This window comes from Deinococcus malanensis (genome assembly GCF_014647655.1).
Classification (GTDB): domain Bacteria; phylum Deinococcota; class Deinococci; order Deinococcales; family Deinococcaceae; genus Deinococcus; species Deinococcus malanensis.
Genome location: NZ_BMPP01000003.1, coordinates 230,039 through 256,365 on the forward strand (window position 1 = coordinate 230,039; position 26,327 = coordinate 256,365).

20 protein-coding genes and 1 pseudogene are annotated in these 26,327 nt (G+C 62.4%); 9 read left to right on the forward strand and 12 right to left on the reverse strand.

The features are described from left to right. Positions 1 to 301: 301 nt before the first annotated feature. Entirely contained in the window at positions 302 to 1,309 is a 1,008-nt protein-coding gene (locus IEY49_RS05060; protein ID WP_229780642.1) for a LacI family DNA-binding transcriptional regulator, read from the reverse strand. An 889-nt stretch (positions 1,310 to 2,198) separates the two neighbouring features. On the opposite strand from IEY49_RS05060, the gene IEY49_RS05065 reads away from it, so the two are divergent. The 4 genes from IEY49_RS05065 to IEY49_RS05080 all read left to right on the forward strand — a co-directional run bounded on the left by IEY49_RS05065 (position 2,199) and on the right by IEY49_RS05080 (position 7,677). Beyond that, positions 2,199 to 4,931: a prealbumin-like fold domain-containing protein gene (locus IEY49_RS05065; protein WP_189005165.1), complete on the forward strand. Its 2,733-nt coding sequence runs from the start codon at positions 2,199 to 2,201 to the stop codon at positions 4,929 to 4,931. Between the two features lie 474 nt (positions 4,932 to 5,405). Further along, on the forward strand, positions 5,406 to 6,287 hold the full coding sequence (locus tag IEY49_RS05070) for a PRC and DUF2382 domain-containing protein (protein WP_189005166.1): 882 nt from the start codon (positions 5,406 to 5,408) through the stop codon (positions 6,285 to 6,287). A gap of 71 nt (positions 6,288 to 6,358) precedes the next feature. Continuing rightward, on the forward strand, positions 6,359 to 7,291 hold the full coding sequence (locus IEY49_RS05075; RefSeq protein ID WP_189005167.1) for a hypothetical protein: 933 nt from the start codon (positions 6,359 to 6,361) through the stop codon (positions 7,289 to 7,291). Positions 7,292 to 7,497: 206 nt separating this feature from the next. Then, a complete protein-coding gene (locus IEY49_RS05080; RefSeq protein WP_189005169.1) occupies positions 7,498 to 7,677 on the forward strand; it encodes a hypothetical protein in 180 nt (59 codons plus the stop codon). 387 nt (positions 7,678 to 8,064) lie between these two features. Here IEY49_RS05080 and IEY49_RS05085 read toward each other — a convergent pair whose 3' ends face one another. The 5 genes from IEY49_RS05085 to IEY49_RS05105 all read right to left on the reverse strand — a co-directional run bounded on the left by IEY49_RS05085 (position 8,065) and on the right by IEY49_RS05105 (position 12,121). Then, positions 8,065 to 8,790 (reverse strand): metallophosphoesterase family protein, encoded by a 726-nt coding sequence (locus tag IEY49_RS05085; protein ID WP_189005171.1) that lies wholly within the window; start codon positions 8,788 to 8,790, stop codon positions 8,065 to 8,067. A gap of 415 nt (positions 8,791 to 9,205) precedes the next feature. Then, positions 9,206 to 9,904 (reverse strand): MIP/aquaporin family protein, encoded by a 699-nt coding sequence (locus IEY49_RS05090; RefSeq protein WP_189005172.1) that lies wholly within the window; start codon positions 9,902 to 9,904, stop codon positions 9,206 to 9,208. Between the two features lies 1 nt (position 9,905). Continuing rightward, a complete protein-coding gene (locus tag IEY49_RS05095; RefSeq protein WP_189005173.1) occupies positions 9,906 to 10,370 on the reverse strand; it encodes an arsenate reductase/protein-tyrosine-phosphatase family protein in 465 nt (154 codons plus the stop codon). A 4-nt stretch (positions 10,371 to 10,374) separates the two neighbouring features. Next, complete coding sequence (locus IEY49_RS05100) at positions 10,375 to 10,695, reverse strand: ArsR/SmtB family transcription factor (RefSeq protein ID WP_189005174.1); 321 nt, start codon at positions 10,693 to 10,695, stop codon at positions 10,375 to 10,377. A gap of 685 nt (positions 10,696 to 11,380) precedes the next feature. Beyond that, entirely contained in the window at positions 11,381 to 12,121 is a 741-nt protein-coding gene (locus IEY49_RS05105) for a glycerophosphodiester phosphodiesterase family protein (RefSeq protein ID WP_189005175.1), read from the reverse strand. Between the two features lie 600 nt (positions 12,122 to 12,721). Here IEY49_RS05105 and IEY49_RS05110 point away from each other — a divergent pair. Further along, a complete protein-coding gene (locus IEY49_RS05110; protein WP_189005176.1) occupies positions 12,722 to 12,988 on the forward strand; it encodes a TfoX/Sxy family protein in 267 nt (88 codons plus the stop codon). 427 nt (positions 12,989 to 13,415) lie between these two features. Next, a complete protein-coding gene (locus tag IEY49_RS05115) occupies positions 13,416 to 14,681 on the forward strand; it encodes a glycerate kinase type-2 family protein (RefSeq protein WP_189005177.1) in 1,266 nt (421 codons plus the stop codon). A gap of 319 nt (positions 14,682 to 15,000) precedes the next feature. Here the strand turns inward: IEY49_RS05115 and IEY49_RS05120 are convergent. Next, a pseudogene (locus tag IEY49_RS05120) lies at positions 15,001 to 15,840 on the reverse strand (extracellular solute-binding protein); the annotation flags it as partial. A gap of 480 nt (positions 15,841 to 16,320) precedes the next feature. On the opposite strand from IEY49_RS05120, the gene IEY49_RS05125 reads away from it, so the two are divergent. Next, a complete protein-coding gene (locus tag IEY49_RS05125; protein ID WP_189005178.1) occupies positions 16,321 to 17,019 on the forward strand; it encodes a response regulator transcription factor in 699 nt (232 codons plus the stop codon). An 81-nt stretch (positions 17,020 to 17,100) separates the two neighbouring features. Here the strand turns inward: IEY49_RS05125 and IEY49_RS05130 are convergent, their stop codons facing one another. From IEY49_RS05130 to IEY49_RS05150, 5 genes are all read right to left on the reverse strand, one after another. Continuing rightward, positions 17,101 to 18,507 (reverse strand): glycosyltransferase family 2 protein, encoded by a 1,407-nt coding sequence (locus IEY49_RS05130; protein ID WP_189005180.1) that lies wholly within the window; start codon positions 18,505 to 18,507, stop codon positions 17,101 to 17,103. Further along, on the reverse strand, positions 18,504 to 19,742 hold the full coding sequence (locus IEY49_RS05135; protein ID WP_189005182.1) for a HEAT repeat domain-containing protein: 1,239 nt from the start codon (positions 19,740 to 19,742) through the stop codon (positions 18,504 to 18,506). The genes IEY49_RS05130 and IEY49_RS05135 overlap by 4 nt, the downstream gene beginning before the upstream one ends. Further along, positions 19,739 to 20,119 carry a response regulator transcription factor gene (locus IEY49_RS05140; RefSeq protein WP_189005184.1) on the reverse strand — a complete coding sequence of 127 codons (381 nt, stop codon included), beginning with the start codon at positions 20,117 to 20,119 and terminating at the stop codon, positions 19,739 to 19,741. Before IEY49_RS05140 ends, IEY49_RS05135 begins: the two co-directional genes overlap by 4 nt. A gap of 714 nt (positions 20,120 to 20,833) precedes the next feature. After that, entirely contained in the window at positions 20,834 to 21,565 is a 732-nt protein-coding gene (locus tag IEY49_RS05145; RefSeq protein ID WP_189005186.1) for a DUF4396 domain-containing protein, read from the reverse strand. Positions 21,566 to 21,948: 383 nt separating this feature from the next. Beyond that, a complete protein-coding gene (locus tag IEY49_RS05150; protein ID WP_189005187.1) occupies positions 21,949 to 22,356 on the reverse strand; it encodes a MerR family DNA-binding protein in 408 nt (135 codons plus the stop codon). 424 nt (positions 22,357 to 22,780) lie between these two features. On the opposite strand from IEY49_RS05150, the gene IEY49_RS05155 reads away from it, so the two are divergent. Together IEY49_RS05155 and IEY49_RS05160 are read left to right on the forward strand one after the other, a co-directional pair. Next, entirely contained in the window at positions 22,781 to 24,214 is a 1,434-nt protein-coding gene (locus tag IEY49_RS05155) for a mercuric reductase (protein ID WP_189005188.1), read from the forward strand. 591 nt (positions 24,215 to 24,805) lie between these two features. After that, positions 24,806 to 26,311 (forward strand): PQQ-dependent sugar dehydrogenase, encoded by a 1,506-nt coding sequence (locus IEY49_RS05160; RefSeq protein ID WP_189005189.1) that lies wholly within the window; start codon positions 24,806 to 24,808, stop codon positions 26,309 to 26,311. Positions 26,312 to 26,327 lie beyond the last annotated feature (16 nt).

Here is a 26,327-nt window from a genome sequence, read left to right on the forward strand (position 1 = left end):
GTGGGCGCCTTGCCCTTGGACGCGGCATTGGCTGTCTAGGCTGGGGTCAGCAGCGCTCCGGAGGTGTTGGTCGGCCCGCCATTGGTGCCGGCCGGCGCGGCCGTGCTGTAGTCCAGGGGCGCAGGGGAGGGGACGCTGTGCCGCCAGCCTGGGGAACGGCGTTTCCGCAGGCGGCCAGAGTCAGGCTCAGACCCAGGAGCAGGCAGGGAAGGACATAGCTTCTCGACATACATAACCTCCAGACCGCTCGTTCTGGCGGTCAGTAAGAAAACGTTTTCAAAGTCAGGAAAAAAGAGCGGGCTCAGGGTGCTGGACTCCGGGCGTACCGGACAGACTCCCGTACACTTAGCGTCAACGGCAGCAGCGGAGCTTCGGTGGGTGTGTCATCGTCGTGCAGTTGCTGGAAAATCAGCCTCGCGGCCTGCTGACCCATCTCGAACAGCGGCTGATGAACCGAGGTCAGGGGAGGAAGGGCGAACTGTGAGGCTGGAAGATCGTCGAAACCGACCAGCGAAACGTCCTCCGGAACTCGCATGCCTTTGCGGTACAGGCCGAGACGCGCGCCGTAAGCCATCTGATCGTTCGCGGAAAAAATGGCGGAAAACGCGGTGCCCTGCGCCAGCCAGTGATCCACCGCCCGGCTGCCGGAAGGCTCGTGGAAATCCCCTTCGAAGATGAGTTGTGGATCAAACGGAAGGCCGGCCTCGGCCAGGGCCAGCCGGTACCCCTCCAGACGGTCGAGTGCGTCCCGGTGCGACGCCATCCCGGTGATGTGACCAATGCGCCGGTGTCCCATCTGAATCAGGTGGGTCGTGGCCAGCCACGCCCCATGAACGTTGTCCACGGTAAGGCCGCGCCGCTCCAGGCCGGCGACCCGCCGCCCGACGAGCACCAGCGGGAAGCGCGCGGCTAGGGCATGCAACTGCTCGTCGGCCAGCCGTCCTCCCAGAATGATCAGGCCATCGACCTGCCGCCGTGTCAGCGCGGATATGGCGGCGGACTCGTCCTGCACTTCCCAGTGACCATTAACGAAGATCGGCTGGTAGCCGGTGCCGACGAAGCCCGCATCGATTCCTCGCGCGACTTCGTTGTAAAACGGGCTGGCGATATCCTGCGTCAGCACACCGATGGTCATAGACCGGCCGCGCACCAGGCCCTGCGCCGCAGCGTTGGGCTCGTACCCCAGGCGGGAGGCCGCCTCCAGGACGCGCTGCTGCTTATCCGGGGCCACCATGGACGATCCGTTCAGGGTGCGCGACACGGTGCTGATGGACACATCCGCAGCCTTGGCGATGTCTTTGATCGTCACGTTTCTGTTCATCTCTAGGTCGCCCCGCTTCAGGAGAAGAGGTGGAAAGAATAGCCTGTGCAGGTGGCCTGCTGCAGCCAGGAAGCCAGCGAATTGTGCTTGTCGGGCGAGCTTACTCTATGTATGAAAACGTTGTCAAGAGCGTGATGTACTTGCTATGGAGTGAGCGGCGATCCCCTGGCGCTGATGTGCTCTGCCCGCTTTCCGACCTGTGATTAAGGGAAGATGAGAAGACCCCGTTCTCGCGATAAGGCAAACAATGTCACTCGCTGAAGTCGCCAAAGTGACCCCCAGGGGGTGCCAGCAGCCCATGCATTACCCCATAGCACCGGTGCAGTAAGACTTCCTACCGCCTGTTATCGCGCCAGACCCATCCTCCACCAGCCGTTGAACACTTCCCGCGTTAAAACTTCTGCAATCTGCTACTCATTCTGACCGTAGGTCCGTTTTTGGTGAAATTTCTTGCATCTATGTCTTACGAATGTTAAATTTTTCATACGCCCTCATCTCGTGGAGGAACGAGACGTCAGGACGGCTGCAGTCGGCCACCATACGCGAAGATAGTACTCCTGCAAAGCAGAAACCTCTTGTGGGCACGGCCGGACGCCGTGTCAGGTGGTTCTTATGGACAGGTGACGTAGGACAGTATTCCGGATCCTGAGTCAGTCGTATTTTCACTTCTTTGCCAGAGGTGTTCATGTCAACCACGGCCCTGTCAGGCCGGGGGCAGGTCGTTAGGCGCCTGCTTACCGCCTCATTGTTCGCCCTCATCACCGCCTGCGGAAACACATCAGTCCAAACGCCCGAAACGGTCTCGGCCAGCCCAGCACCATCCGCTGGAACCCTGGCGGCTCAGGCATTTTCCACGCCGGCTCCCACGTCTAACCAGGTGAATTTCACCCTGGAAGGCTGCCGGAATGATGGATCGCCGGTCATCACCCTGCCCAACAGCAGCGGTGACTTTATCTGTCCGGACAGCGCTTACACTTCGGGGAACCTCGGCAAAGGCTGGAACGAGTTGGATCTGGTGCCTCACCGCCTGACCATGTCCGTCGGAAACCAGGCCAATGCCACCACGTCGTTCAGCGTCGTTCTTGCTGCCGACCACAAAACCAGCGGCAAGACCGGCTATGACGTCGTCACGGTGCCAGTCATCAATGCCGCCAAGTCGGACCCGTCCTGTCAGATTGACGTGGACATCCAGAGGGTTGGGGGATCGGTCACGGGCGGGGCTGACCAGGTGGTCTACACCATCATGAATGTCACCCTGGATAAGGGGAAGCCCTGTGTTGTCGACTATACCCTGCGTCTGGCCCTGGGCGCCGCGCAATACCCCGGGTCGTCCCTGCAGGCGTACATGTTCGAAAAAACGGACTTCAGCACTGGCAAACGCACCATTCCGCTCCCCGTGCGTGAAATCAAGCCCCAGGAGCTTAGCAAGACCATGACCGCCTCCCAGGGACGCGATCAGGTCTGGGACGTCAGAAAGCAACCCACACCCGCGACCCTGAACTTTGGGGACGTGTGCGCTCCTGGCGCCGTTTCGGACCTGGGGGTGCAGATCCGCGTCGCCTGGGAAATCAAGACGGTCGTTCCGGGAAACGTGACGCTGCTCACGAATGTGTACGCGACAAATCCAGCAGCGCGCACCATCACGGTCAACGTGACGGACAGGATGTATCAGGGCAGCGACCAGAGCACCCTGATCGATACCAGGTCGTCTGGTCCGGTGAATGTTCCGGCCAATACAGCGAACGTCCTGGTATTGACGCACTCGTACAGCCTGGCCACCACCTCCGACCTTGCGAATACCGTGTTCAACGACGTAGCCACGGCGACCTACACTGACCTGGTGACAGGTGTGGCGGTTCCTGGGACGACGGAGGCACGGGCGCAGGCCACCGTGACGACAGGCACGACCACCAACGCGACGGCCGACGTGGCAGACAGTGAGTCCATCACCGGCACGGGCCTGACCTTCGCCGTGGCGACGCCCAGCATCGGCGCGTTCAGTGGCTACACCGCCGGCACGTTCGTGACTGGACCCGTTAACTGGGCCGTCACCGGGCAGACCGCTGCAGGCTCGGTCACCTTCGACAAGACTGTCCGCCTGGATACCAAGCGGGTGACCAGCGGCGTCCTGAGTGACGCAGCCACACTGACCGGCTCCGACGGCGCCAGCGCCACTGCCAGTGCAGCCGTCAACATCAGCTCGTCTGCGTCCGTCAGCCTGACCATCAATAAGACCATTCCCAGCGCTCAGTCGACCGATCAGACCTTTAGCTTCACGGTCAAGAACGGCGCAGGAGCCTCTGTTGGTACCCCGTCCATCACGATCCCGGCCGGTCAGACTCGAGGCAATGTGGTCGTCGGTAACCTGGAGCCCGGCACGTACTCCGCTGAGGAAACGCCGGCCGCCGGATGGGCCGCAGTCGCCGCACAACAGGCAGGCATCAACCTGCCGGACTGCGCCGGAGCCGTGACCTTCAACAACAATCGCCTGCCGAAGCTGACCGTCATCAAGGTAGTCCAGAACGATTTCGGAGGCACCAAGACCGTCAGCGACTTCCCGCTGAACGTCAGTGGCGCAGCCGTCGAGAGTGGCGTCCCCGGCACCTATGCACCTGGACAGTACAAGGTCGGCGAAGGCACTCTGCCCCCCGGCTACACCATGGACAGCATCACGGGTGACTGTGACGCAACCGGGAACGTGACCCTCGACCTGAACGACAACAAGACCTGCACCATTGTGAACAGCGATTCGCCCGGCACCATCGTTGTTATCAAGAACGCCCTGCCAGCCAATGGCAGCTTCGCGTTCACGACAACCGGGACGAACTACTCTGGCTTCACGCTGCAGGGCGCCACAGCCAACGGCGCCAACGTGAACACCCAGACGGGGCTCGCAGCCGGCACGTACACCGTCAGGGAAAGCACCCAGTTGGGCTGGACCCTGACCGGCATCGGTGGCAGCGCCGACCCGAACACCCCATACGCCTGCCTGTCGACCGGAAGCAGCACCGGCCTGGGTGACCTGGCCACGCAGACCGCCACCATCAACCTGAAGATGGGCGAAACGGTCACGTGCATGTTCGAGAACACGGGCCGTGGCGTGACGCGCACCCAGGGATTCTGGCAGACCCACCCACAACTGGCGCTCGTCGCCTGGACTGGCGGCTCTGCTTTCGGAAATACCTTCCCGGGAGTGACCAGTGTCCTGGGCGACACCACCCTGTGCGGCAAGGTCATTAACGCCGGTTCCCTTGGCACCCCTGGATCCTCGGATCTGATGGGCGGGTTCTGGAGTGACATCTCGAAGACCACCTCTGGAGCAAAACGCAGTGCACTGGATCAGGCCCGCATGCAGCTTCTGCAGCAGATGATCGCCGCCGAACTAAACGCCTCCGCTTTTGGTAGTGTTCCTGCCGGGGGAATGACCATGTTCTTGACATGGGAAGCCGCCTTCTGCGGAACGAACGCCAACGCGATCAAGGATGCCCAGCGTCAGGCTGCCAACTTCAACGAAACGGGTGACAGCGGCACCTTCACCCCTGGCACCTCAGCTGACAGCCGTTTCGCCCGCAGCATCGCCAACTCCGTCCGCTGGAACACGCTGCCCTGACAGCCCTGGTCCAGCAGCCGGAAGGGCCCTGCCGACAGGGCCCTTCCGGCTGCTGATCCGGTGCACCGCGACAAGGCCATGAAGTTCGGTGGATAACACTTTGTTCCATCAGTAGGCGGCCTGCCTCGGACGGGCAGGAAAATCCATCACGCCGGATATCCCGCACCCATTTGTTGCGTGGCCCCAGAGGAGAAATGCCTCTGTACCGTCCAGCCCCATCACGCAAAGAACTCCAAATAGAGTGGGATGGCAACCCTGTCTGTACTCACCTGTCAGTCAAGGACGGTCTGGGGCCGGGGCGCGGGGGCTTCTCGGCGCCCGCCTTGGTCGCTTCCAGAAGGAATCTTCCGTACCTCTTCATTTCTAAGATGAATGGCGTTGCCCTTTATCCGTCTCGCAAAAAGCGGGCTGACCCATCCGTCAGACTTCCTCAGTTCGGGTGGCTCACTCACTCCGACCCCAAGGAGACCTTGGATGGCGAGACTATTTCCGATTTCACGATCGGCACATGACCTGGGTGGCCTGGGCAGTCCCGTTGGACAAAAAGCCTATGGTATGGGTGGCAGCCAGATGGGCACCATCCGCGAGGCCCTCACCGACGAGACCGGCCGCATCCGCTATCTGGTGGTGGACGCCAGCAGCTGGTTCGTGGCCAAGGAAATCATGGTCCCGGTCGGCATGGCCCGCATTACCGACGACGCTGTGTACTTCGACGAACTGACCCGCGAGCATGCCGGAGAGCTGTCCGCCTACGGGCCGGGGCAGGACACGGTGTACCAGAACCAGGTCGCCGACGAGCGCGTGCTGCGTGCGGTGGACAGCCCGCTCCAGACCGGGACGGCCTTCAACTACCGTGACGAGGACGACACCGATACGCTGTTCACAGCGCCGGGCCGACTGCAGTTGCTTGAAGAGCGCCTGGTGGTCAACAAGGACCGCTTGGTTGCCGGAAGCGTGGAGATCGGCAAACAAGTCCAAACCGTCACGCAGCGGGTCGAAGTGCCCCTCCAGCGCGAAGAGATCGTGATTGACCGCCACGTCGTCCGTGAGACCCGTCCAGTAACCGGCGAGGTCCAGCTGGGCGACGCCAGCGTCATCCTGCGGGTCGAGCTGGAAGCCGAGCGCGCCGACATCGGCAAACAGGCTTTCGTCACCGAGGAGGTCAGCGTCGGCAAGCGGACTGTCACCGACACTGAGACGTTCACAGCGGATGTGGGCCGGGAGGTTCTGGACGTCGTCGAAACCGGTGCCGTCGGCAGCAGGCAGCCGGCGGGAAGCGTGCATCTGGCGCAGCGAAGTGTAGATGCGATTCAGGATGCAGCAGAGCCCCTGGAAGGCAAGATCGACCGCCGCTGAGCGGCCGAGTACCTCCTCGCCCAGGCCTTCCGATAAACGCGGAAAGCCGCCTACTTCTCCCAGGAGCAACAATGACCTTAGTCGATCACGGTAACTTTCTGACCCGCATCAACTGGACCGGCGTGATTGCCGGCGTCGCGGTAGGCATCGTCACCCAGCTTGCCCTAAGCGCGCTCGGGGTGGCTTTTGGAGCCGGCGCCGACACCGCCCGTGGCCTAGCCATCGGCACCGTCATCTGGCTGGGCCTGAGCCTGCTGATTTCCGCCTTCCTGGCCGGGCTGACCGCCGCGCGGGCCTCGGGGTACCTCACGCCTGCGCAGGGCCGGTTCAACGGCCTGATCACCGGCACGCTGCTGGCCCTGCTGACCACCCTGGTGCTGAGCAATGCCCTGACCGCCGGTTTCCGGACCGCCAGTAACATTCTGGGCAGCGCCGCGAACGCCGCAGGTCAGGCGGGTGGCGCCGCAGCGAACAGCCCCGCAGGCCAGAGCGATCCGGTGCAGAACGTACTCAACGGCCTGGACGAGCAGGAGATCGGGCAGATCATCGGCGAAAGCGCGCCCGAACTGAGTGAGGAGCAGGCCACCGCTGCCACACGCGTGGTGAGCGGGATCGTGCAGCGCGCCAGCCGGGATCTGGGCCGCAACCTGAACAATGTCAGCAGCCTGGACGAGTTCGTGACCAACCGCCTCGATAGCATCACCAATGCACTGAGCGGGGAGCAGTTCGTGACCCGTCTGCAACGCCAGGGTTTGAGTGAGGCCGAAGCGCAGACGACGGCACAGGCAATCAGTGCCCGGGCCACTGAGGTCCGCAAGCAGGCGGAAGAGACGGCAGCCGCCACCGAGCGCATTGCCCGCAAGACCGCGAGCACGGCGGCGTGGGGCTTCCTGCTGGCCCTGGGCCTGATCCTGGGTGCAGCCACGCTGGGCGGTGGCAAAGGGGCGGACCTACCCAAGGACGGCACGCTGGACACCGGAACTGACCGTCCGGTGCGAATGTAACCTGCGCAAAGCCATCAGCAAATTCCCAGGCAGACAGCAGCCGGCACCTCAGTGGGGTGCCGGTTGTGCTGACGGAGGGATCTGAGGCCGCTGCAGGCGCAGATCGACCCGGTGGCGAGCAACGGGTCAAATGGGGTAAACCATGGGGGCTGCGGGCCGCCTGGATTGGGGTTGCGAACTCCCGGGCGGTGTATCGGGCGAAGCAGGTGCCGAACCTCGTTCTGGACGTGACGGGTGGGGGCGGCACGTTCTGGGGCTTTGAATCTGAACGGCTGTACCGGGATGCGGTGATGGGGGGCAGTCATCACGCCAACCATCTGCTGACCCACACTATTGTCGGGGAAAACATCATAGTGTCACGGGTCGACTCCCACGCTGATCCGTGACAGCTGGCCCTGTAGAACCTTTGTAGCCCGATGAGTTCTGCCCCGTATACCTCCAGATCCACTTTCCTAACCTGCCCCATCAGACAAATACGCAGGAATGCGTGCTAGACGATAAAAAACGATCTGGGCCCAGAACCGCTCAGAATAGGCTTACGCTCCGTGTTCCCGAGTGTAAGTCCCCTGCAAGATTCGCGTTCAGTTTTGGCACTAATCAGGCTTAGTTTAAAATTCGTGGAATCTGACAGGCCTGACACACGTTCTCTTCTTCAGGTAGCTGGGGGTGATCTTTCATGGAAGGGTGGCCTGTTCCGGTTGGACGATTCCAGGCGAAGCGCGGAAACCAGGGTCGCTCATGTTTAGTTTTGACTGTCTGCCTTCCCAACGGCCTCAAGACTTTCCATGAGACAATCCGGATCTCAGCTGCGCCGCTTCCTGAGCGCCTTTATGGGCGTATTGTTCCGCCCACCGGGCAGCTGCTTCCACATCGTAGGCCACCCGCCGGAAGGCGACGTTCCAGGACCCGTCTCCACCTTCGAGCAGCACCCAGCGCGCCAGGGGGCTGCCATCCTTCTGCCGACTGACCGCACCCGCATTGACGATAGTAACGGAGCCGATCTGCCGGACGTGCTCCTGATGGGAGTGACCGACGAGCACCACCCGCGCGCTGCCGATCCCGCCCAGGCGCTGGCGCACCAGGTCGTCACCTGCCCATGCTTTCCCATCGAGCAGCAGGTATGTCCAGGCACTGTCCGGCGTACCATGGGCAGCGATCACCTCGCCGTTTGCCAGGATGACGCTGGTCGGCAGTCCAGCGACGTACGCCCCGGTGCCTTCCGGGAGAACCCCGTGCAACCAGGAAAGCATCTCGCGTTTTTCGGTCTTTTCGGTCAGCTCCTGGCCCAGGCGTTCATCGGTATTGCCGCGCACTTCCAGCACACCATATTTCGCCTTGAGTTCCTGCTGGACCTGCCACGCTCCCGCAGGGTCCGCCCCACCGAACAGCTGGTCCCCGAGGTTCACCCAGGCGTCCGGCTGGTGACGTTCTATATCCTGTATCACCGCGTCCAGCGCGAAGCGGTTGCCGTGCACATCTCCGAACACCGCGATTTTCATGACTGATCCCCCACCCACTGCATGATACGGCTCTCGATCTGGCCGCTGACGCGCCAAAAGACTGCGTGGCGGTCCTCGTCGGCGCCGGTTGAACCGGCCGGGTCCTCAGACCACCAGGACCCACGGCGGATGGCGAACGGAAGACTCGGATAGTTCAGCTGCGCACAGTCACACCTCGTGATCACATACGAGAAGTGCGGCTTCAGTGGCGGGGCCGTGCCCTTGACACGCAGGTGATCGGTGTTCAGACGGCACCCGTGCAGCACCTGGGAGGTCAAGGGGTTTACCTCCGCTGGTGCTGAACCGACCGAGATGAGGTCGGAGCGGCATCCGCCGTGATGTGCCAGCGGCACCTCGGCCAACGGCGAGCGGGCTGTATTTCTGGCACAGCTGAACTGAACGCGGGCTGGGGACGTCATATGGATTCTCGTGTAAGCACGAATTCCTGCGCCCTGCGGGGCTGGGCTTCCACCGGTTCACCTGGAGAGAGAAAATGATTGACCACCGCCGCCAGCGCGGCACCCAGCAGTGGCGCGGCCCAGTACAGCCAGTGCGCCGTCCAGATGCCGCTGGCCAGAGACGGGCCGAACGACCGCGCCGGGTTCATGCTCGCGCCGGTGATGGGCCCGCCCATCGCTGCTTCCAGGGCCACCACGCCCCCCACCACCCAGGGCAACCCCGAGCGCAGAGCGACCAGCAGCAGGAAGAAGGTCAGCACGGTCTCCAGCACGAAGGCCTGAAGGACAGTGCCAGCCGGAACGGTGACGCCCAGGTTGCCTTTCATGCCGAACAGGGCCAGCAGAACGAAGCCGGCGAGCGCCGCGCCGATCAGTTGCACCAGGACGTAAGGCAGAACACGTGACCGGGGAAATTTGCCGGCCAGTGTGAGGGCGACGGTGGCGGCGGGGTTGATGTGCGCCCCACTGATGGGAGCGAGTGCGGCGATCACGGCCGTGACCGTCAGGCCGAACACGAGGGCAACCCCCAGGTGTCCGAGCGCTCCCGTCTGCGCCTGCACGACAGCCGCACCTGGGCCGAAAAACACCAGCGCGAAAGTACCGATCCCCTCGGCAGCCAGGGCCCGGGGCAGGGGGACAGGACTGGACAGCGGCACGTCAGGCGACCGTGATCTGAGGGCTGTCCGGGTACGAGTCTGGGACGGGCTGACCGTTTTTGAGCGCCAGGACAAACGCTTCAAACTGCGTCCGGAGTTGGTCGCGCACAGCCCGCCAGCGGTCGAGGCCGCCGCCACTGGGGTCAACGAACGGGTAATGCCGGCGCTCTGTCTTGCCCGGGTAGACCGGGCAGGCTTCGGCAGCACTGTCGCACACGGTCACCACGTAATCGAAATTCTGTCGGTCGGGCACGTCGAACAGCGTCTTGCTGGTGTGGCCGTCCAGACTTAGACCAAGTTCGGCAATGACAGTTCTGGCATCGTCCTTGACGTGGGTCGATTCAGTGCCGGCGGAGTGGACTTCAAGGTCCAGCCCAGCTTTGCGGGCGGCCTCCCGGGTGAGCGCTTCGGCCATCTGTGACCGGGCGCTGTTGTGGGTGCAGAGGATCAGGACGCGGGGGCTCATGCCGTTAGCATATCCGTTTGGTTTGATGGGTCAATGCCCGGTCAGACTCAAAAATCTCGGTGAGCAACACTCCGCCAAGCTGGTACAGGGCCCGGGGTTCGAGTCGGTAGTACACATTCTTTCCACGCTGCTCGGAATGAATCAGTCCTGTTTCCCGCAGGATGTTCAGGTGGTACGACACCTTTGACTGCGGCAGGTCGAGCAGATCCTCAAGGTCACAGACGCAGCGCTCCCCCTGCGCGAGGTGACGCACCAGGTCGAAGCGGATCTCATGGGCCAGGGCCCGCACTTGATCAAAGACTTTCGGTGGTGCCAGGGTGGCCATCTATCAATTCTATTGCAGTCGTACTAACCCCGCAAGTGAAAAGTGAGTGCCGAAGAACCCTCTTCACGACTGACGCACTGTGGACGCCCATCCACGTCGGACATTCCAGCCCCACTCCCAGCGGGGAGGCCGCCGGTGCACCCGGGCGTCATCCTTTTCCGAGGTAGGTTTCCAGGTCATCCAGAACGCAGTTGGCCGCCAGCATGCCAGTTCCTCGCCGGTATCCAGGACCTCGGCCCGTCTGGGCATTCCGGGTGCACAGCTGCTGCCCCGCGTGTGAGATGGACCGGCCCGGTGCGGAGGGTGCGCCTACTCATTCCGACTGATCTTCTGCCATCCTCCTCGCACCTTTCTGGTCGTCGAAGGTCGGTCGGCATGTCCAGGGTGGATGGAGACCCAGCGTGGGAACCGGGTACTCATGCTGGATCCAGCAGGTGGCCCTGCCCTGCCACCGAAATCCTGTTCGCCCTGCCCGTTGTGGGACGCGCTGACCTGAACCCAGGAGCTATCTTGCCAAAGCGTAAGGATTGACGTGTGGTTTGCCAGTGTCGGGGTCGATCAGAAAATGTGCCTTCAGGCCGAACACTTCGCGCAACAGACCAGCGTTCAGAATCGCTCCTGGCTCGCCCTGTGCAACACCTCGGGGTGCTCCAGGCTGCGCCCCCTCTGGCACTGCACGCACGCACTACAGATCCAGATTCCGAAGCTTCGTGGCCAGATCCACTCGGTCGGTCGTGATCTGGCGGATGTTCATGGTCAGCCAGTATGTGAGGTCGGCCTCGCCGTTTACCACCCACACCCCAATCCGGTCAGTTCCGCACCCCAGGACGAACTGCTGCAGATTCCCCTTCAGCAGCGAATGCTCAACGGCTACGTAGACGTCAGGGAGCATTTCCACCTGCCTCATGGCCGGCTTAAACCCGCCGGCCCGGTCCAGGGTGCGGTGATCGACCGAGAACAGGACCCTGGCAGAACGGTCAAGCCGCCGCACATTCTCCAGCACTGCAAAATCGAAGGACGTCAGGATCGCCCGCTGCCCGAGCCCGTACTGGTGGACGGCGCTCAGCACCCGCGCTTCCAGGCCAGGATACGGGTGGCCCGCGTGGTCCGACTTGAGCTCGATGTGGACTTCCAGGGAGCTGTTCTGAAACACCTTCAGTACCTGCTCGAGGCCTGGCAGGCTTTCGGCGCTGTCGTGCAGGCGGATGGACTGAAGTTGCGCGAGGGTTCGCTGAGTGACCGGGCCAGTCCCATAAGTCGTTCGCTCCAGCGTGGGGTCATGAATCACGACTACCTGATTATCCGCAGTCAGATGGACGTCAAACTCGACCCCGTCAGCGCCAGCTGCCAGGAGTCCGCGAAAGCCTTCGAGGGTGTTCTCGGGCCAGAGGTGACGTGACCCGCGGTGCCCGATAATCAGACTCATGCGATGACTGTGGCATGCATGCTGCCCGGAAGTTGGACCCGGCAGTGGGTTTTCACCCCGGATGGCTCCCGATCATCCTGTAAGGGCAGGTACATGGGCTCACGACAAGCGGAGCCGGGATCGTAATGTTCAATCTCCCCCACTGCGCCTGTAACAGGCATCCGGCTGAAAAACTTCAAGGTTCGGCCCTGGATGCGCCAGCATAGGGCTAGCGGCCTCACTGGGCTTCATGAGTGAAGCAGCGCCCGTGTCCCTTCCGGCACGTGATGCCGGCCAGCTCAGCCATTGAACGAATCCTCCACCGTGATCAGTAACCTGGCGCAGTTGCTGAGCCTTTCAGGTTCTGGCTGTCCCGCAGCCGCCTTCGAGTGACTTTTCGCGGGCGGACCACTTGCATCGGGGACCTGATGCGGTTCGATAAGGGCCGTATAGGTAAGGGGCAGGTGTCTGGCGCCAGGTCATGGTTCAGGCCCCCCCTTGTTCTGTCGCGCATGTATCCTTTCGTCTATCGCGCATGGCCGACCATTCGAGCTGAACCAGGGCCGAGGAAGGGCAGAGGCGGCAGTGTTCAGGCCTCTGTGACTCCGTTACGCTGAAGGTATGTTTCCTCCCGACACGGCTCAGGTTGGCCTCCTCCCGAACCTGGGAGATAAGAGTGCCCGGCTGCTGAGGCATGCCGGCATTCTGACGGTCGGAGATTTGCGCCAGATCGGTCCGGTCGAAGCGTACCGCCGCCTGCTGGTCATCGGTGAGCAGCCCTCGCTGGTGTTGCTGTGGGCCATGGTTGCCGGGATGCGCGGCGAGCACTGGCTCCACCTTACCGATTACGAAAAACAGGAGCTCAGGGCGCAGCTTCGTGAGGAATGATTTCTGCCACACCGCTCTGCTCAGCACCTGGCAGCGTACAGATGATGGGGGCGTACGGGTGCGCGGCGCCAGGTGGCCCAGTACCCACCCCGCTGACCCGGCATATGGAGCAGCAAGGCAAACCTCATTGCCGGGTGCGCGCCAGACAGTTGGCGCGCACCCGGCGCAGCCTGCTGTGTCTGTCCCGGGCTCACCGGGTGGCAACATCGGGAACCGAAGAGGACATGCAACTGCGCACATTCACTAACAACGCTCGGCCGCCAGGCATCAGCCGCCTGTTGCTGGTGAACCAGACCGGCACGCAGGAGCCGAGCGGCGCGGACTGGACACAGGCCCCCCTTCCTCCTGACCCATCCTGTCTCGCCAGTGAATTGACGCTGCGGACCCAGGAACAGGCCGACCGCCCTGATACCGACGGACGGTTCATATGACCACCATCATCCCATCTCCTCGATCCGTCTTACTGCGCGCCTTCCATACTGCTGTACAGGGCGGGCATCCGGCCCGGGCGCTGCAGGGTGCCGTCCTGCCTGTATGCGGCGGACGCACTGTCATTCTGAGCGCCGGAAAGGCGGCCATCGGTATGGCACAGATGGTGCGCGCCCGGGTCGAAGGGCCGGTCAGCGGCGTGGTGATAGCGCGGCAATCAGAGTTGCCTCAATCTATCCAGGACCTGACGGTTCTGGGAAGTACCCACCCAGTTCCGGGGCAAGCCAGCGTGCAGGCAGGGAAAGCGGCGCTCTACGCCGTGCAGGACCTTGGCCCCGACGATCTGCTGCTGTGCCTGATTTCTGGAGGAGCCTCGTCCCTGATGTGCGCGCCCTGGGGCGTGACGCTGAAGCACAAGGTTCACCTGACGGAAAAACTGTTGCGCTGCGGGGCCACCATCCACGAGATCAACGCGGTTCGCAAACACCTTTCGCACCTGAAAGGTGGCCGGCTTGCCGCCCGGGCCTTTCCAGCACGGGTGGTCTCGCTGATCGTGTCGGACGTGGTCGGAGACGACCTGTCCGTAATTGCCAGTGGCCCCACAGCGCCGGACCCGAGTACGTATGGGGATGCGCTGGAGGTGCTCGACCGGTACGGCATCGTGGCCCCGGAAGTCCGTATACACCTGGAGCGGGGCCACCAGGGCGAGTGGCCGGAGACCCCCAAGCCCGGCGACCCGATCTTCGAGCATGTTGAAAACCGGGTAATTGCGGGAGGGTCGGCTGCCCTGCGTGCGGCGGCAGGCGACCTTCAAGCGCAGGGCTGGCAGACGCAAATCTGGCAGGAGGGCGTGACGGGGGATGCGCGGCGAGCCGCCGCCGACCATGCGCACGCCGCCTCCGACCTACCCCCCGGCGCGGCGCTGCTGAGTGGGGGTGAAACGACTACGGTGGTCCGGCGGGACGGCGGGCTGGGCGGACGGAACCTGGAATTTCTTCTGAGCCTCGCGCTGGAAGCGCCAGGAATCTATGCCCTGGCCGCAGACACCGACGGAACAGACGGCAGCAGTCCGGCTGCGGGAGCGGTTATCACGCCAGATACGCTCGAGCGTGCCTGGAGCCTGGGCCTGGACGCCCGCAAGTACCTTGACCGCAGCGACGCTCACACGTTCTTCGAGCGTCTCGGCGACCTGGTATTTACGGGCCCCACCGGGACGAACGTCAACGATTTCCGGTGCATCCTGCGGGCTTCTGCGGGTTCCTGAGCGCGGAGATCATGTCCCAGCAGCAGCTGCGGCAGCTGGTCCAGCCAGGTTCTCCAGCACCCTGTTCTGATAGACAGGGCCGGCAATCAGGCGTGCAGAAGGGCACATGGACTTTGCTGCCCTGATCCGGCAACCAACTGACGGTGTAGAAAAAGCCCCCAGTCGCGCTGGGAGCAGGGTTCCGACTTCACCTGGTCGATGTGGTTGAGGAGGTATCCGAGGCGGACAGTGGGCGGGCTGTCGGTCCGCTCTGGTTCCTGTGGCGGAACGTACTTCTCTGCAGAACCGGGGGCCCGCCGAGTGGAGATGCCGGCCCCGGTTACTTGATGCTGGAGGTAATTTCCTTCAGCGCCACGTCGTGGATGGTCTTGTAGTTGGGGCTGGCCTTCTGCACGCTCTGGGCCACCGCATTGCCCCATGGCTCCCACACCGCGCCCATCTGCGGAACGTTTGGCATCGGCGTGCCCACTGAAATTGCCTTGCTGAACCCGGAAATCACCGGATCGGCCTTCAGGGTCGTCCACGCTGCGAAGCTCACCGGAATCCGTCCTCCGGCCCGCGCGAACGAGACCTGCGACGCACTGGTGGCCAGCGACCTGGCCAGCATCGACGCCGCCACCCTGTTCTTGCTGTAGGCGTTGATCACCACGCCCTGCACCCCCACGAAGGGGCTCCACCGGCCACTCGCGCCCGGAGGAGTCGGGATGGTCGTGATCCCGAAGTTGATGCCGGCCTTCTTGATGTCCCCATGTCCCACGGTCCAGTCACCAGCATGGCAGCCGCCCGTCCATGGAGGTGCCCTTGGCCGCGTCGAAGGACACGCCCCCGGGAATCAGCTTGTCCTTGTAGCGCAGGTCATTGAGAAGCGCCGCCGCCTTCTGGGCTCCGGCGTTGGCGATGCCCACGTCGTTGATGTTCAACGTACCGCCGTTGTTCTTGAAGATGTAGCCGCCATACGCACTGATAACGCCGTAGTTGGCGTACGCGTCGCTGAGGTCTGTTAGAAAGCCGAACCGGCCGTTACCGGTGTTTTTCTGCGCCGCGCTCATAAAGGCCGCCCAGGTGGTCGGCGCCGTGGGCACCAGCTTCTGTTGTAGATCAGCGCGACCGACTCGGCGAACATCGGAATGCTGAACAGCCGTCCCTTGTAGGTCATTGCATATCAGTCTGTTCAACCGGCTGGTGATCCGGTTAGTGAGGTAAGGAAAGCAGGGTCAACCCGTGCCGGACCAGGGTGCAGCCGGCTGGTAACGGCTGTAGGACAGGACTCAAATGCTCCGTCAATGATCCGTTTACCGTGAGTTCCCGAGATGTCATGAAAAACCATAGTCGTACAACCAGCCCACAATGCCATCACCTGCAATCTGAACGCCACGCTCCTGCCAGCACGAGACGTCCTGACCACGGATCCTGTGGCGCAGAGTCGCTAACGGCCAATGGTCCACCCATGTTTGGGGTCGCCGGATTCGTGGCCTTCAGCAGGTGCAACTGCCGGCCGAAGAGTTGGTCTCAGACCCTCTACCACGCCAGCCGTCGTCCTAAGCAAGCCAGGACAACCTGCAGACCTCTGGGATTACCGGTCGAAGCTCGTCAAGCTACGTCGTGGTTTACACCCATCAAAGCCCCCTAGTATTGGCGGATGCCGACTCATGGCGCTGCTCCAGCCGGCTCCCGGCTCCCGAAGATCCTGGTCATCGAGGACAGTCCCGGCAGTACCCGGGTGGTCACACAGGTTCTTGAAGAGGCAGGCTTTCAGGCGCTCACTTTCCCAGACGGCGCAGCAGGCCACTCCGGTGCCCGGGACCATCACCCGGGCATGATCATCGTGGATCTGGGAATACCTGATGATGAAGGTGAGCAGCTGATCCGGGGGCTTCGGGGCACCAGCCGGGTGCCTCTCCTGGTATTGACAGCAAGCGACGAGGTGGACCGGAAAGTCAGCGTGTTCGCAGCGGGGGCCGACGACCATCTGACGAAACCCTTTCATGCTGAGGAACTCGTGGCCCGGGTCCACGCGTTGCTGCGCCCCAGGCAGGTGGCTCAGGTCACGTCAGTCGGGCCGCTATCGGTCTCCCCCGCCGAGCGGCGGTGCTACTACGAAGGCCATGAAGTGGGCCTGTCCGAAAAGGAATTTGACCTCGTGAACCTGCTGGCCACGCATCCAGGGCGGGTCTACACCCGGGCAGAAATTTCCCAGCGCCTGTTGGACGGCACGTCAGCCGGCAGCAATCTAGTGGACGTGCATATCTCGAACCTGCGAGGGAAGCTCCGGAAACGGGGTGGCTTCGGCCTCATCCGGACGGTCCGGGGAATCGGGTATTGCCTCAAAGTCCCGTGAAACGCACCGCAGTCAGGCGCCAGGACCACCGGGTGATAACCACCTGAATCTGGAGGTGAAAATCGGGCGCGGGAGAACTGCTCAGAAGCCGCGTGCTCTGATTTTCCGCCGGGTCATGCTGCCCCACTGCCCCCTGCGCCGGCCCAGCCTGAAAATGGCCAGGAAACGCACCCACGCATGCCACTGCCGGAATCCGAAGTTCTCACCCAGCGCTGTGAGCAGCAGGGCGATGCGGTCAACCGGCCGACGGAAGTGCACGCGCATAAACAGTTCGATCGACAGTGCCGTCACGCTCACCACAGCTCCATACAGCAGCGCTACCAGAAGAAAGAGCGCCAGAAACCTCAGGTCCAGCTGTCCTGTCAGGGCAAGCACGATTACGAACGCGTAACTGAACACCTCGATAATGGGTGCCAGCGCCTCGAACAACAGGAAATATGGGAGGGCCACCACCCCGATACGGCCATAACGGGGATTGAACCACATCTTGCGGTGGGCCCAGAGCGCCTCCCACAGCCCGCGCTGCCAGCGGTCACGCTGCACCCGCAGCAATGAAAACGAATCCGGGCATTGCGTCCAGCACACCGGATCCATGTCGAATTCCACGTCGTAGGGGCGCTTCTGTTCACGCATGTGGCGGTGCAGCCGCAGGACCAGCTCCATGTCCTCCCCTACCGTCCCGTCCAGGAAGCCCCCTGCTTCCATCACATCGGCGCGCCTGAAAAGGCCGAACGCACCTGAAATGATCAGCAGCAGCCCCAGCGAGCTGAATGTAGTACGTCCCGCAAGAAAGGCCCGGGCGTACTCGACGATCTGAACGCGCTCGACCCAGGTGCCCGGCAGCCGGAGCTCACTTACGCGCCCGTCACGCATGTGGCTGCCGTTCATGATCCGGACGCTGCCACCCGCCGCGAGCAGACGGTCATTCTCGATAAATCGCCGCGCCAGCCTGAGCAGCGCCTCGGCGTCCAGGAGGCTGTCGGCATCCACCGCGCAGAACAGCGGAAAGGTGGCATAGGTCAGCCCCACGTTCAGCGCGTCGGCCTTGCCCCCGTTCTCCTTGTCCACGACCAGCAGGTTCGGTACCCGGCGGCTGCGGTAGGCTCCCAGGACAGGCCTGGTTTTCAGCACGCGTGAGGGGTTACGCTCGACAGGTTCCAGGTCATAGGCGTCCTTGAGCACCTGCAGCGTGCTGTCCTGGCTGCCGTCGTTAATGACGATGACCTCGAATTCCGGGTAGTGCAGCGCGAGAAAGGAATCGACCGAGGCGCGGATGGTCTCCTCCTCGCCGTAGGCCGGAACCAGAATCGATACCGGTTTGTAGAACTCCCGGCTGAGCAGTTCAGATAAGGCGACACTTTGCCGGCGCCGGATATGGCGGCTGAGCTCGCGCGTCGCCACATAGACGGCCACCGCGTAAAACGAGTTCAGGATGGTGAAGTACCCCAGAATCAGCACTTCAAAAAGGCCCACGTACGGGATGCTCATGCCTGACCCGCCACCCATGGAGTACGGACATGGACCGTCGAAGGCACCGCTGTGCCGGTGTGTTCGGTGCTGGCGGAGAGGGCTTCCGTAGCGGCGTCACGGGCGAAGCGGTCCGGGTGACTGCTGCGCGCACGGTGCAGCAGGTTCTGGCCCGCCGGCGTCTGGCTCAGCCCCTGGGCCGCTGCCCGCCGCACCCACCAGTGCCCGTCGCCCATGAGCACCCACAGCCGCTCCAGAGGACAGGGGGTCAGGTGGGCCGCCGCCCTGGTGGCCTGGAGCCGGACAAAACTGGTGGGATCGGCCGTAAGGGCAAGCACGACCGCCGCCGCTTCGGCCGGCACCTGACCACTCCGCACAAAGACCTTGAGTGCCCCGGCGCGCAGTTCGTCCTGGCCGGCATACAGAAGGCCGGTCACGTCGTCGTGGAGCGCCGAGGAACGCTGACGCGACAGGACCTCCAGCGTCGCGACCCGGAGCGCCAGAGTCCCGGTCGTGAGGAGGTTGCGTGCCAGCGGGTGTCCGGCGTCGCCCAGCAGTGTCAGGGCTTCCTGCACCTGGCCGACACTGAACTGACCGCGGATGATGGCCGTGTGCAGGGCGAGGGTCCGGGTCTGCCGGTCGTCGTGGCCCAGATTCAACCGGCCGACCGAGCGGGAAAGCGCCAGAAGGGCCAGGGCGCGGATCTCGCGGTGTGGATGCGTCAGCTCGTGGCTCAGGGCGTCCAGGGCGCGGGCCTCGCGCAGGAGGGCGAGTCGTTCAATGATCTGGGCCCGCGCCACGACCGACAGGTAGGGGCGGGCGAGGGCAGTCAGGTCACGCGCAAGCCAGCCTTCCTGTGCGTACAGATCCTGAAGTTTATCCGAGTGTTCACCGGTGATGGTGTCCCGGAGTTTGAGAAGGGTCTCCGCGCCCGCCTGATCGAGCGGTTGTGGCAACGGCGTATCATGGTACGCCCAGGCCAGCAAGGCCTCACTCCACTGGGCTTCACGCAGCTGGCCGTTCCGCTCGCCGCGCTCCTGGGCCGACAGCTGAGCGAACTGCAGACCACTGAGCACCGCGCAGCATAGACCGCCGGCCACACAGGTAAACCCCAGCACGGTCGCCACACTCTGGGCCTCCGTTGAGGCGTACCCCCCAAGCAGGGTCACGACAGTCGCCAGAATCAGAACCGTGAGCGACAGGCTGATGCCCAGCGACAGAATCCCGAAGCCCAGCAGCAGGTGATGCCCCTTCATTGCGCGGCGGGCCAGGGAAGCAGTTCCTGGATCTGAGTGAGAAAGGCCGAGGGTTCAAATGGTTTGGGCATGAAGGCGTCGGCCCCGCGAAGGCTCAGCCGGGCCAGATGCGCCTGGTTCATTCCGCTCATGACCAGCACGCGCGTGCTGGTTCGGTCAATCAGCGGCAGCAGGCTCAGGCCATGCCCCGAAGGCAGGTTCACATCCAGGACTACCATGTCCGGCGTGAATTCCCGCAGCAGACGCTCGCCATCAGCAAGGTCATCGCACTCGACCACCGTCATGCCCACGCGCTGCAACAGGAAGCGCTGCAGGGTTCGAACCGCGATGTGATCTTCGACGAGCAGAACAGTAGGTGGGCTCGGTGGTGTCCTCATGACGACTCCCCACGGTGCGTACCGTGAACCAGGGTAATTGGATGGCTTCCACCTTATGAATACTTTGTGAGCTATTTCATTTTTGTTACATGAATGAAGGTCCAAGACATAAAAGGTGAATCAGACGAGTACTTTGCCTGTTCAACACTTGGCAAGGAAAACTGGACCTCCGCCGATCTTGTGGTTCTTCTGAATAGGTGCTGGAGAGCAGCTGGCGAGCAGCACACACTTGCGCAGGGGTCCATATGACCCACACCCATACATCGGACGCCTGATCAGTTTGACCCTGCTCACGGTGCCTTCCGTCAGCCCGCTGAGCCTGTGCTGCCTTTCACTCCGCGGCTCTTCCATAGGCGCCCGGCGCTGATGGCCTGCACAGGGGCAACCATGAAGACAGGTGCCACCGGGCTCCCAACCATCTGCCCCTCGTGTCTTTCCTTGGCTGGACGTGCCTGTCTTCCCATCGTGTCCCACCACGGAGGTACCTCACGGACGAAGTGAGCAGGAGTTCATCATGTATGTCGTCGGCATATTCCCGATGATCGTGCGCGTGGTCCGCCACGACGACCTTGTTACTGGGCGACCTCGTTACTGGGGTCATGGTGCACGTCATCCTCAGTCTGGTCTTTGGCGACGTTATGAGGCCACACTGAACTACCCAAGTTGGTGGCTGTCCGGCAACCGAACAGCACCAATGGCCGTTTTCCACATGGCTCAGCGCCGTCCGGGTGGAACTGTGGGCTCCGTCCCCGCTGCGGAGCCGAGCGCCGCATTGCTGGATGTGGCGGGTTTTGGAATGAGCCAGCTGGCGACAGGAAAGGCAGTGAGCATGCCCAGCAGCATGCCGACCTGCATCTGAGCCGTGAACACCACGTCCGTAATCGGCTGCATCAGGCCGGTGCCGTGCAGGTACAGCATCCACCCGACCATGCCGACATCAAAGGCCAGCACTGTGACGAAGGCACCCAGGAACAACGTCGCCAGGCGGTGGGCACGCTCGCCAGAGGCCGCCGCGGCTTCGAACATAAACAGCATCAAGGTTGCAAGAATCAGGATGAACAGGGCGACTGCCCACAACGCCTCGCCGGCGATGGTCCATCCGGCGCTGAAGACCAGAGGCACCCCGATCAGGTGGGCGACGGTTGAAGCAGCGGCGCCAGGAAGCAGGGCCAGCAGGATCCGGGTCATCGAGCTATGACGTGCGGGGCCTTCTGCCGGGCGGCGTTCGCGGCCCCAGCGAGCGTACAGCAGGATGGCGAGCGGCCCCAGGAACAGCGCGCTGACGGGCCACACCGGTTTCATCGCCGGTATCTGTGGATGTTGCCGGCGCCCGTAGATGTCATATGCCAGAAAGCTTGCCGAAATTCCACTGGTGATCAGGTAAATCCATGCCGCGGGTGTCCACCAGGCCGGCAGCATATTCATCATGCCCATATCCATGTCCATAACTTTTCCTCGTCCTTTTGTTCCTGAGAAGGCGTCAATATGTGTGGGCTGAAGGTTCAACGCGGCATGTTCGATAACCTCTCGCCGCGCCGTCCAGCGGCCTGGTTGGCGTGCAGGGGCAAGTCTCTCACAGGGGAATCAAAGTGCCATTGACGTTCCCCAGGCCGCTGCTGCTTTGGGGCTGTTCGCTTCGTACCCACCTTGTGCGGCATCGATGTGGGGCTGATTTGTGGTCAGAACGGCGTCCACGCGTCCTTCCCTCGTGGGTACCTCAAGGTCGTCACGTAGGTAGCTATGGTATTGACCCACGGGTGTGGTGGCGCCCAGGTCCTGTTGGAAGCCAGGACCCTTTACAAAAGTACAGTCTCCTGTCAGGGGGAGAGTCAAGGCTCCAGGTAGACGCACCCGGCGGAATCGCAGTCCGGGTCAGGGTGACTGTTCGCCCACGTAACTTTCGCCTGCAACTGCACTTCGAGGGCCTGAAGCTGCGCAAGCTGATCCCGCACGTTGGCCAGGTGACTTTCGAGGTCAGCTTTCACGTGAGTACAGGGTTTACGGCCGGCCCGGCGAATAGTGAGGATGCGGCGGATCTCCTCAAGGCTGAAGCCTGCCCGCTGGGCCGAGCGGATGAAGCGAACCTGCCCGGCAGCCTCATCAGGGTAGGCACGGTACCTGTTGGAGCGCCGCTCTGCGGTCAGTAAGCCGATATCCGTCCAATACCGGATGACCTTGGCCGTCTCTCCGGTCAGCACAGCAAGTTGACCGATGGGCACACTGGGGGGGCATGTCATCTTCTGATCCTGCACGGGCACGAGGTCACCATGGTGACCGACTGTTCATGGGAGACCATGGAGGACATTATCGAGACGGTGGATGGGGGGTCATGTTGTTCACTTGACTTAACGGGCTGCCTTCAGGAATCAGCTGACCGTGGAAAACCAGGCGTGAATGCAGCAATCGCGAGGCAGGCATTCGCACCAGCGGGCGTCTTCGGCATGGTGGCCATGACGGGAATGATTCTGATGGTCTCTGTTCGGCAAGCAGGGTTTAGCTTCACTCCCTGGCCTCTTTAGCCTGAGTGGCGCCGCAGCAACTGTCCGATGGCATCAGGAAACGAAGTGGTCGACAGTACCCCTACGCAGCGGCGCGTCTCAAGGAGCCCCGCGTGTCGTCTGCCCGACACTGGAGCCGGACCTTCCCCCTTAAGGTCAAGGCATGACACACAACCCGGCCATCCCGAAGCACGCTCACCGCGACGCCATCGTGATTGGTGCAGGACAGGCAGGCGGACCACTCGCCGGTTCGCTAGTAAAAAGCGGTCGACATGTCACCTTGATTGAGAAGGTGCATATAGGTGGCACCTGCGTCAACGAAGGCTGCACCCCCACAAAGACGATGATTGCCAGTGCACGGGTGGCCCATCTGGCTCGCCATGCCGGGGAGTATGGTGTGACCACCAGCGCCGTGACGGTAGATTTCCAGCGCGTCCAGGCCCGCAAAGACACCGTAGTCGAGAGCTTCCGGTCTGGAAGTGCCACTGGCCTGCAGCGTGCCGGGGTTGAGGTCATCATGGGGCACGCGCGCTTTTCTGGCCCGCACAGCGTGACCGTGACGGACGAAGACGGCAGCCTTCATGAACTTGAAGCTCCTCTGGTGTTCATCAACACTGGCACGCGGCCCCGCTGGCCGGACATTCCTGGGTTGCGGGATGCCGGAGCGCTGGATTCGACCGGACTCCTCAAGGTCGACCAGAAACCGGAACACCTGCTTATCCTCGGCGGTGGATACATCGGTCTGGAGTTCGGTCAGGCGTTTGCACGTTTCGGAAGCCGCGTGACCATTGTCGAGCAGGCCGAACGCCTGGCCATGAAGGAGGATCCGGACGTAGTGGCGGCACTCACAGCCGCCCTGCGTGAAGACGGCGTCGAGTTCCTGTTCGGCCAGAAAGCGGTCCGGGCGGGCGGGTCTCCAGTAGGCGCCGAATTGACCATTGCCGGGCCCCAGGGGGAACAGGTTCTCGCAGGGACTCACCTACTGGTGGCGGCCGGACGAACTGCAAATACAGACGGGCTAAACCTGGAAGCCGCCGGCGTAAAGGTTGATCATCATGGAAACATCGTGGTGGACGAGCACCTGCGGACCAATGTTGAAGGGATCTATGCTCTGGGAGATGTGAAGGGCGGGCCGGCGTTCACGCATATTGCCTATGACGACTACCGTATTGTTCGTGACGCCTTACTGCACGGCCGATTCCGGTCGACCCAGGATCGGCCCGTACCCTACACGGTGTTTACCGACCCGCAGCTTGCGCGCATCGGCCTGAATGAGACCCAGGCACGAGCACAGGGGCTCCGGGCGCAGGTCTATACCCTGCCTATGTCGCATGTTGCCAGGGCCATTGAGACCAATGAAACCCGGGGCCTGATGAAAGCCCTTGTGGACGAAGAAACCGACCAGATTATTGGAGCCACGGTCCTGGGTGTAGAGGGCGGCGAGGTGCTGAGTGTGCTTCAGATGGCCATGATGGGCGGTGTGAGGGCGAGTGCTCTACGCGACGGTGTCTTTGCACACCCCACCCTGAGCGAGTCCCTGAACAACCTGTTCATGAGTACGCCAGTGTCGGTAGGTCGCGAAGTCGTGTCGGGCTAAATCTGGAAAAAAGAACGACCCTCTCCGGCCATGGCGTCGCAGGGGGTGCACTGCACGGTACCGTGTCAGCAGAGGCTCGGTGGGAAACAGGTGCTCAGCGTACCCGGCGGTTGCAGGCATGCTCTGATTGTGTGTGGTGGTGACGTTTCTAGAAGGAAGACCCGGAAGCTGGCGAAGGGCAAGAAGCGCGGACACCGCACGATGTCGGTGTTCCGGATGAGCCCCGATCATCTTGACGACCTGCGGCGGCGCCTGCCGGTGAACCGGCGACAGGCACCGCCGCAGCCTCATGCTCATTTTTTTCTGATCGTCCGCTCGGGTACGCAGCCAATTCAGCCTCATATAGGAGCGGTCAATGAAGTCCTGTACATCCTCTTGAAGTGATCATACCCATGTCGTCTTAACGACACATCACGAGATATTTGTCATTCATCATGGAAGATGTCAGCGCATTCACTGACGCTCGCCTCGTTCAGTTTGCAAGGGATGACAGGTGTATTGGCCCTGTTGTAGGCAGCTCCTCGTCCACGTTCCCGAGGCAAAGCGTCCCATCCACTCCTGCGGGGCTGTCTCACATCATTGGAGGTCAGTATGCGCAAACTTCTGTGGTTCTCCCTCGTCATCGCTGGCACCATGGCGGCATCTGCAGGTGGAAGCCAGGGCGCAAGAAACTTCCCTGTGATCCAGCTTCCCCAGGGGTACAGGATCGAGAAAGTGGTCGATGGTCTGACCTACGCCACCTCAGTGGCATGGGACGGTCAGGGCCGCATGTATGTTCTCGAGGCTGGCGGCGCTTTCGTGGAAGAACCAGTACCCGCCCGCCTGATGCGGATAGAAAATGGCCGAGCTGTAGAAGTGGTAAACCTCCAGACTAAAGGCATCGGAGCGTCCGCCGTAGGTCTGGTCTGGCATGACGGGGCCTTCTACATCACCCACCGCGACGGCAAGGACCGCACAGGCGCCGTCTCCCGGGTCACGCTGGACGGCAGAGTCACGCAGGTGTTCAAGGGCATCGTTGACAGCCAGTCCGAACACCAGATCAACGGCATCGAGGTCGGCCCGAACGGAAGGATGTACGTAGCTGTCGGGCCAGCCTCTAACTCTGGTGTGGTGGGACTGGATCTCGGGCCCTTCGTGGCCCGCAGCCCCAAAGTGCACCCCCGTCCCTGCCAGGACATCGTCCTAACCGGATACAACTTCATGACCCCAGACTTCAGGACAGACAACCAGAGTGACACCGCGCTCACCGGCGCTTTTGTTCCGTTTGGCACGGCAACCAAGGCTGGCCAGGTCATCAAGGGAACCAATAAATGCGGTGGGTCTATCCTGAGCTTCGATCCGAAGAATGCGGAAGGTACCCTTCGTCCCTATGTGTCTGGTCTGCGCAACGCCATCGACATGGCCTGGAATAATCAGGGAACGATGTTCGTTGCCGTGAACGGATACGATATTCGTGGCTCGCGGAGCGTGAAAGACCAATGGGACGCTACCTACCGCGTCAAACCGGGCGCGTGGTACGGTTGGCCCGATTTCTCTGCCACGCTCGAACCCCTCACTGACCCTAAATTCACCCCGCCCGGATCGCAGCTTGCCCCCATTATGAAAGGCGGCGTGGCGCAGCCTCCGAAGCTGAATTTCCTTATCGACCATGCCGCCAGCAAACTGACTCCACCCGACCGGAGCCTTGTCGCAGGACTGCATGACTGGAACTCGTCTCCCTCAGGACTACATTTCTCGCCGGACGGCTGGGGGCCCTTTGGTAACCAGCTTTTTGTGGCCGAATGGGGCGACCTGACGCCTGCCACCAACCCCCTGCGAGACAAACCAGCAGGGTTCCAGATCAGCCGGATCGATCCGGCCACGAGACGCGCCGTGCCGTTTGCCCGCAATGCCGAACCTGGCCCCGCCTCCCTGCAGGGTGCGATGGGTCAGGGGATAGAGCGTCCCTTTGACCTGAAGTTCCACAGCGGCGCGATGTACATCGTGGATTACGGTGTGGCACGGGTGAACCCGGCCCGTATCAAGGAGGGAAAGCCCCCGTACGAGTTCCCCCCCAAAACTGGTGTAGTCTGGAAGATCACCCGCACCGCGCAGTAACTACTGTCTGGAAGAA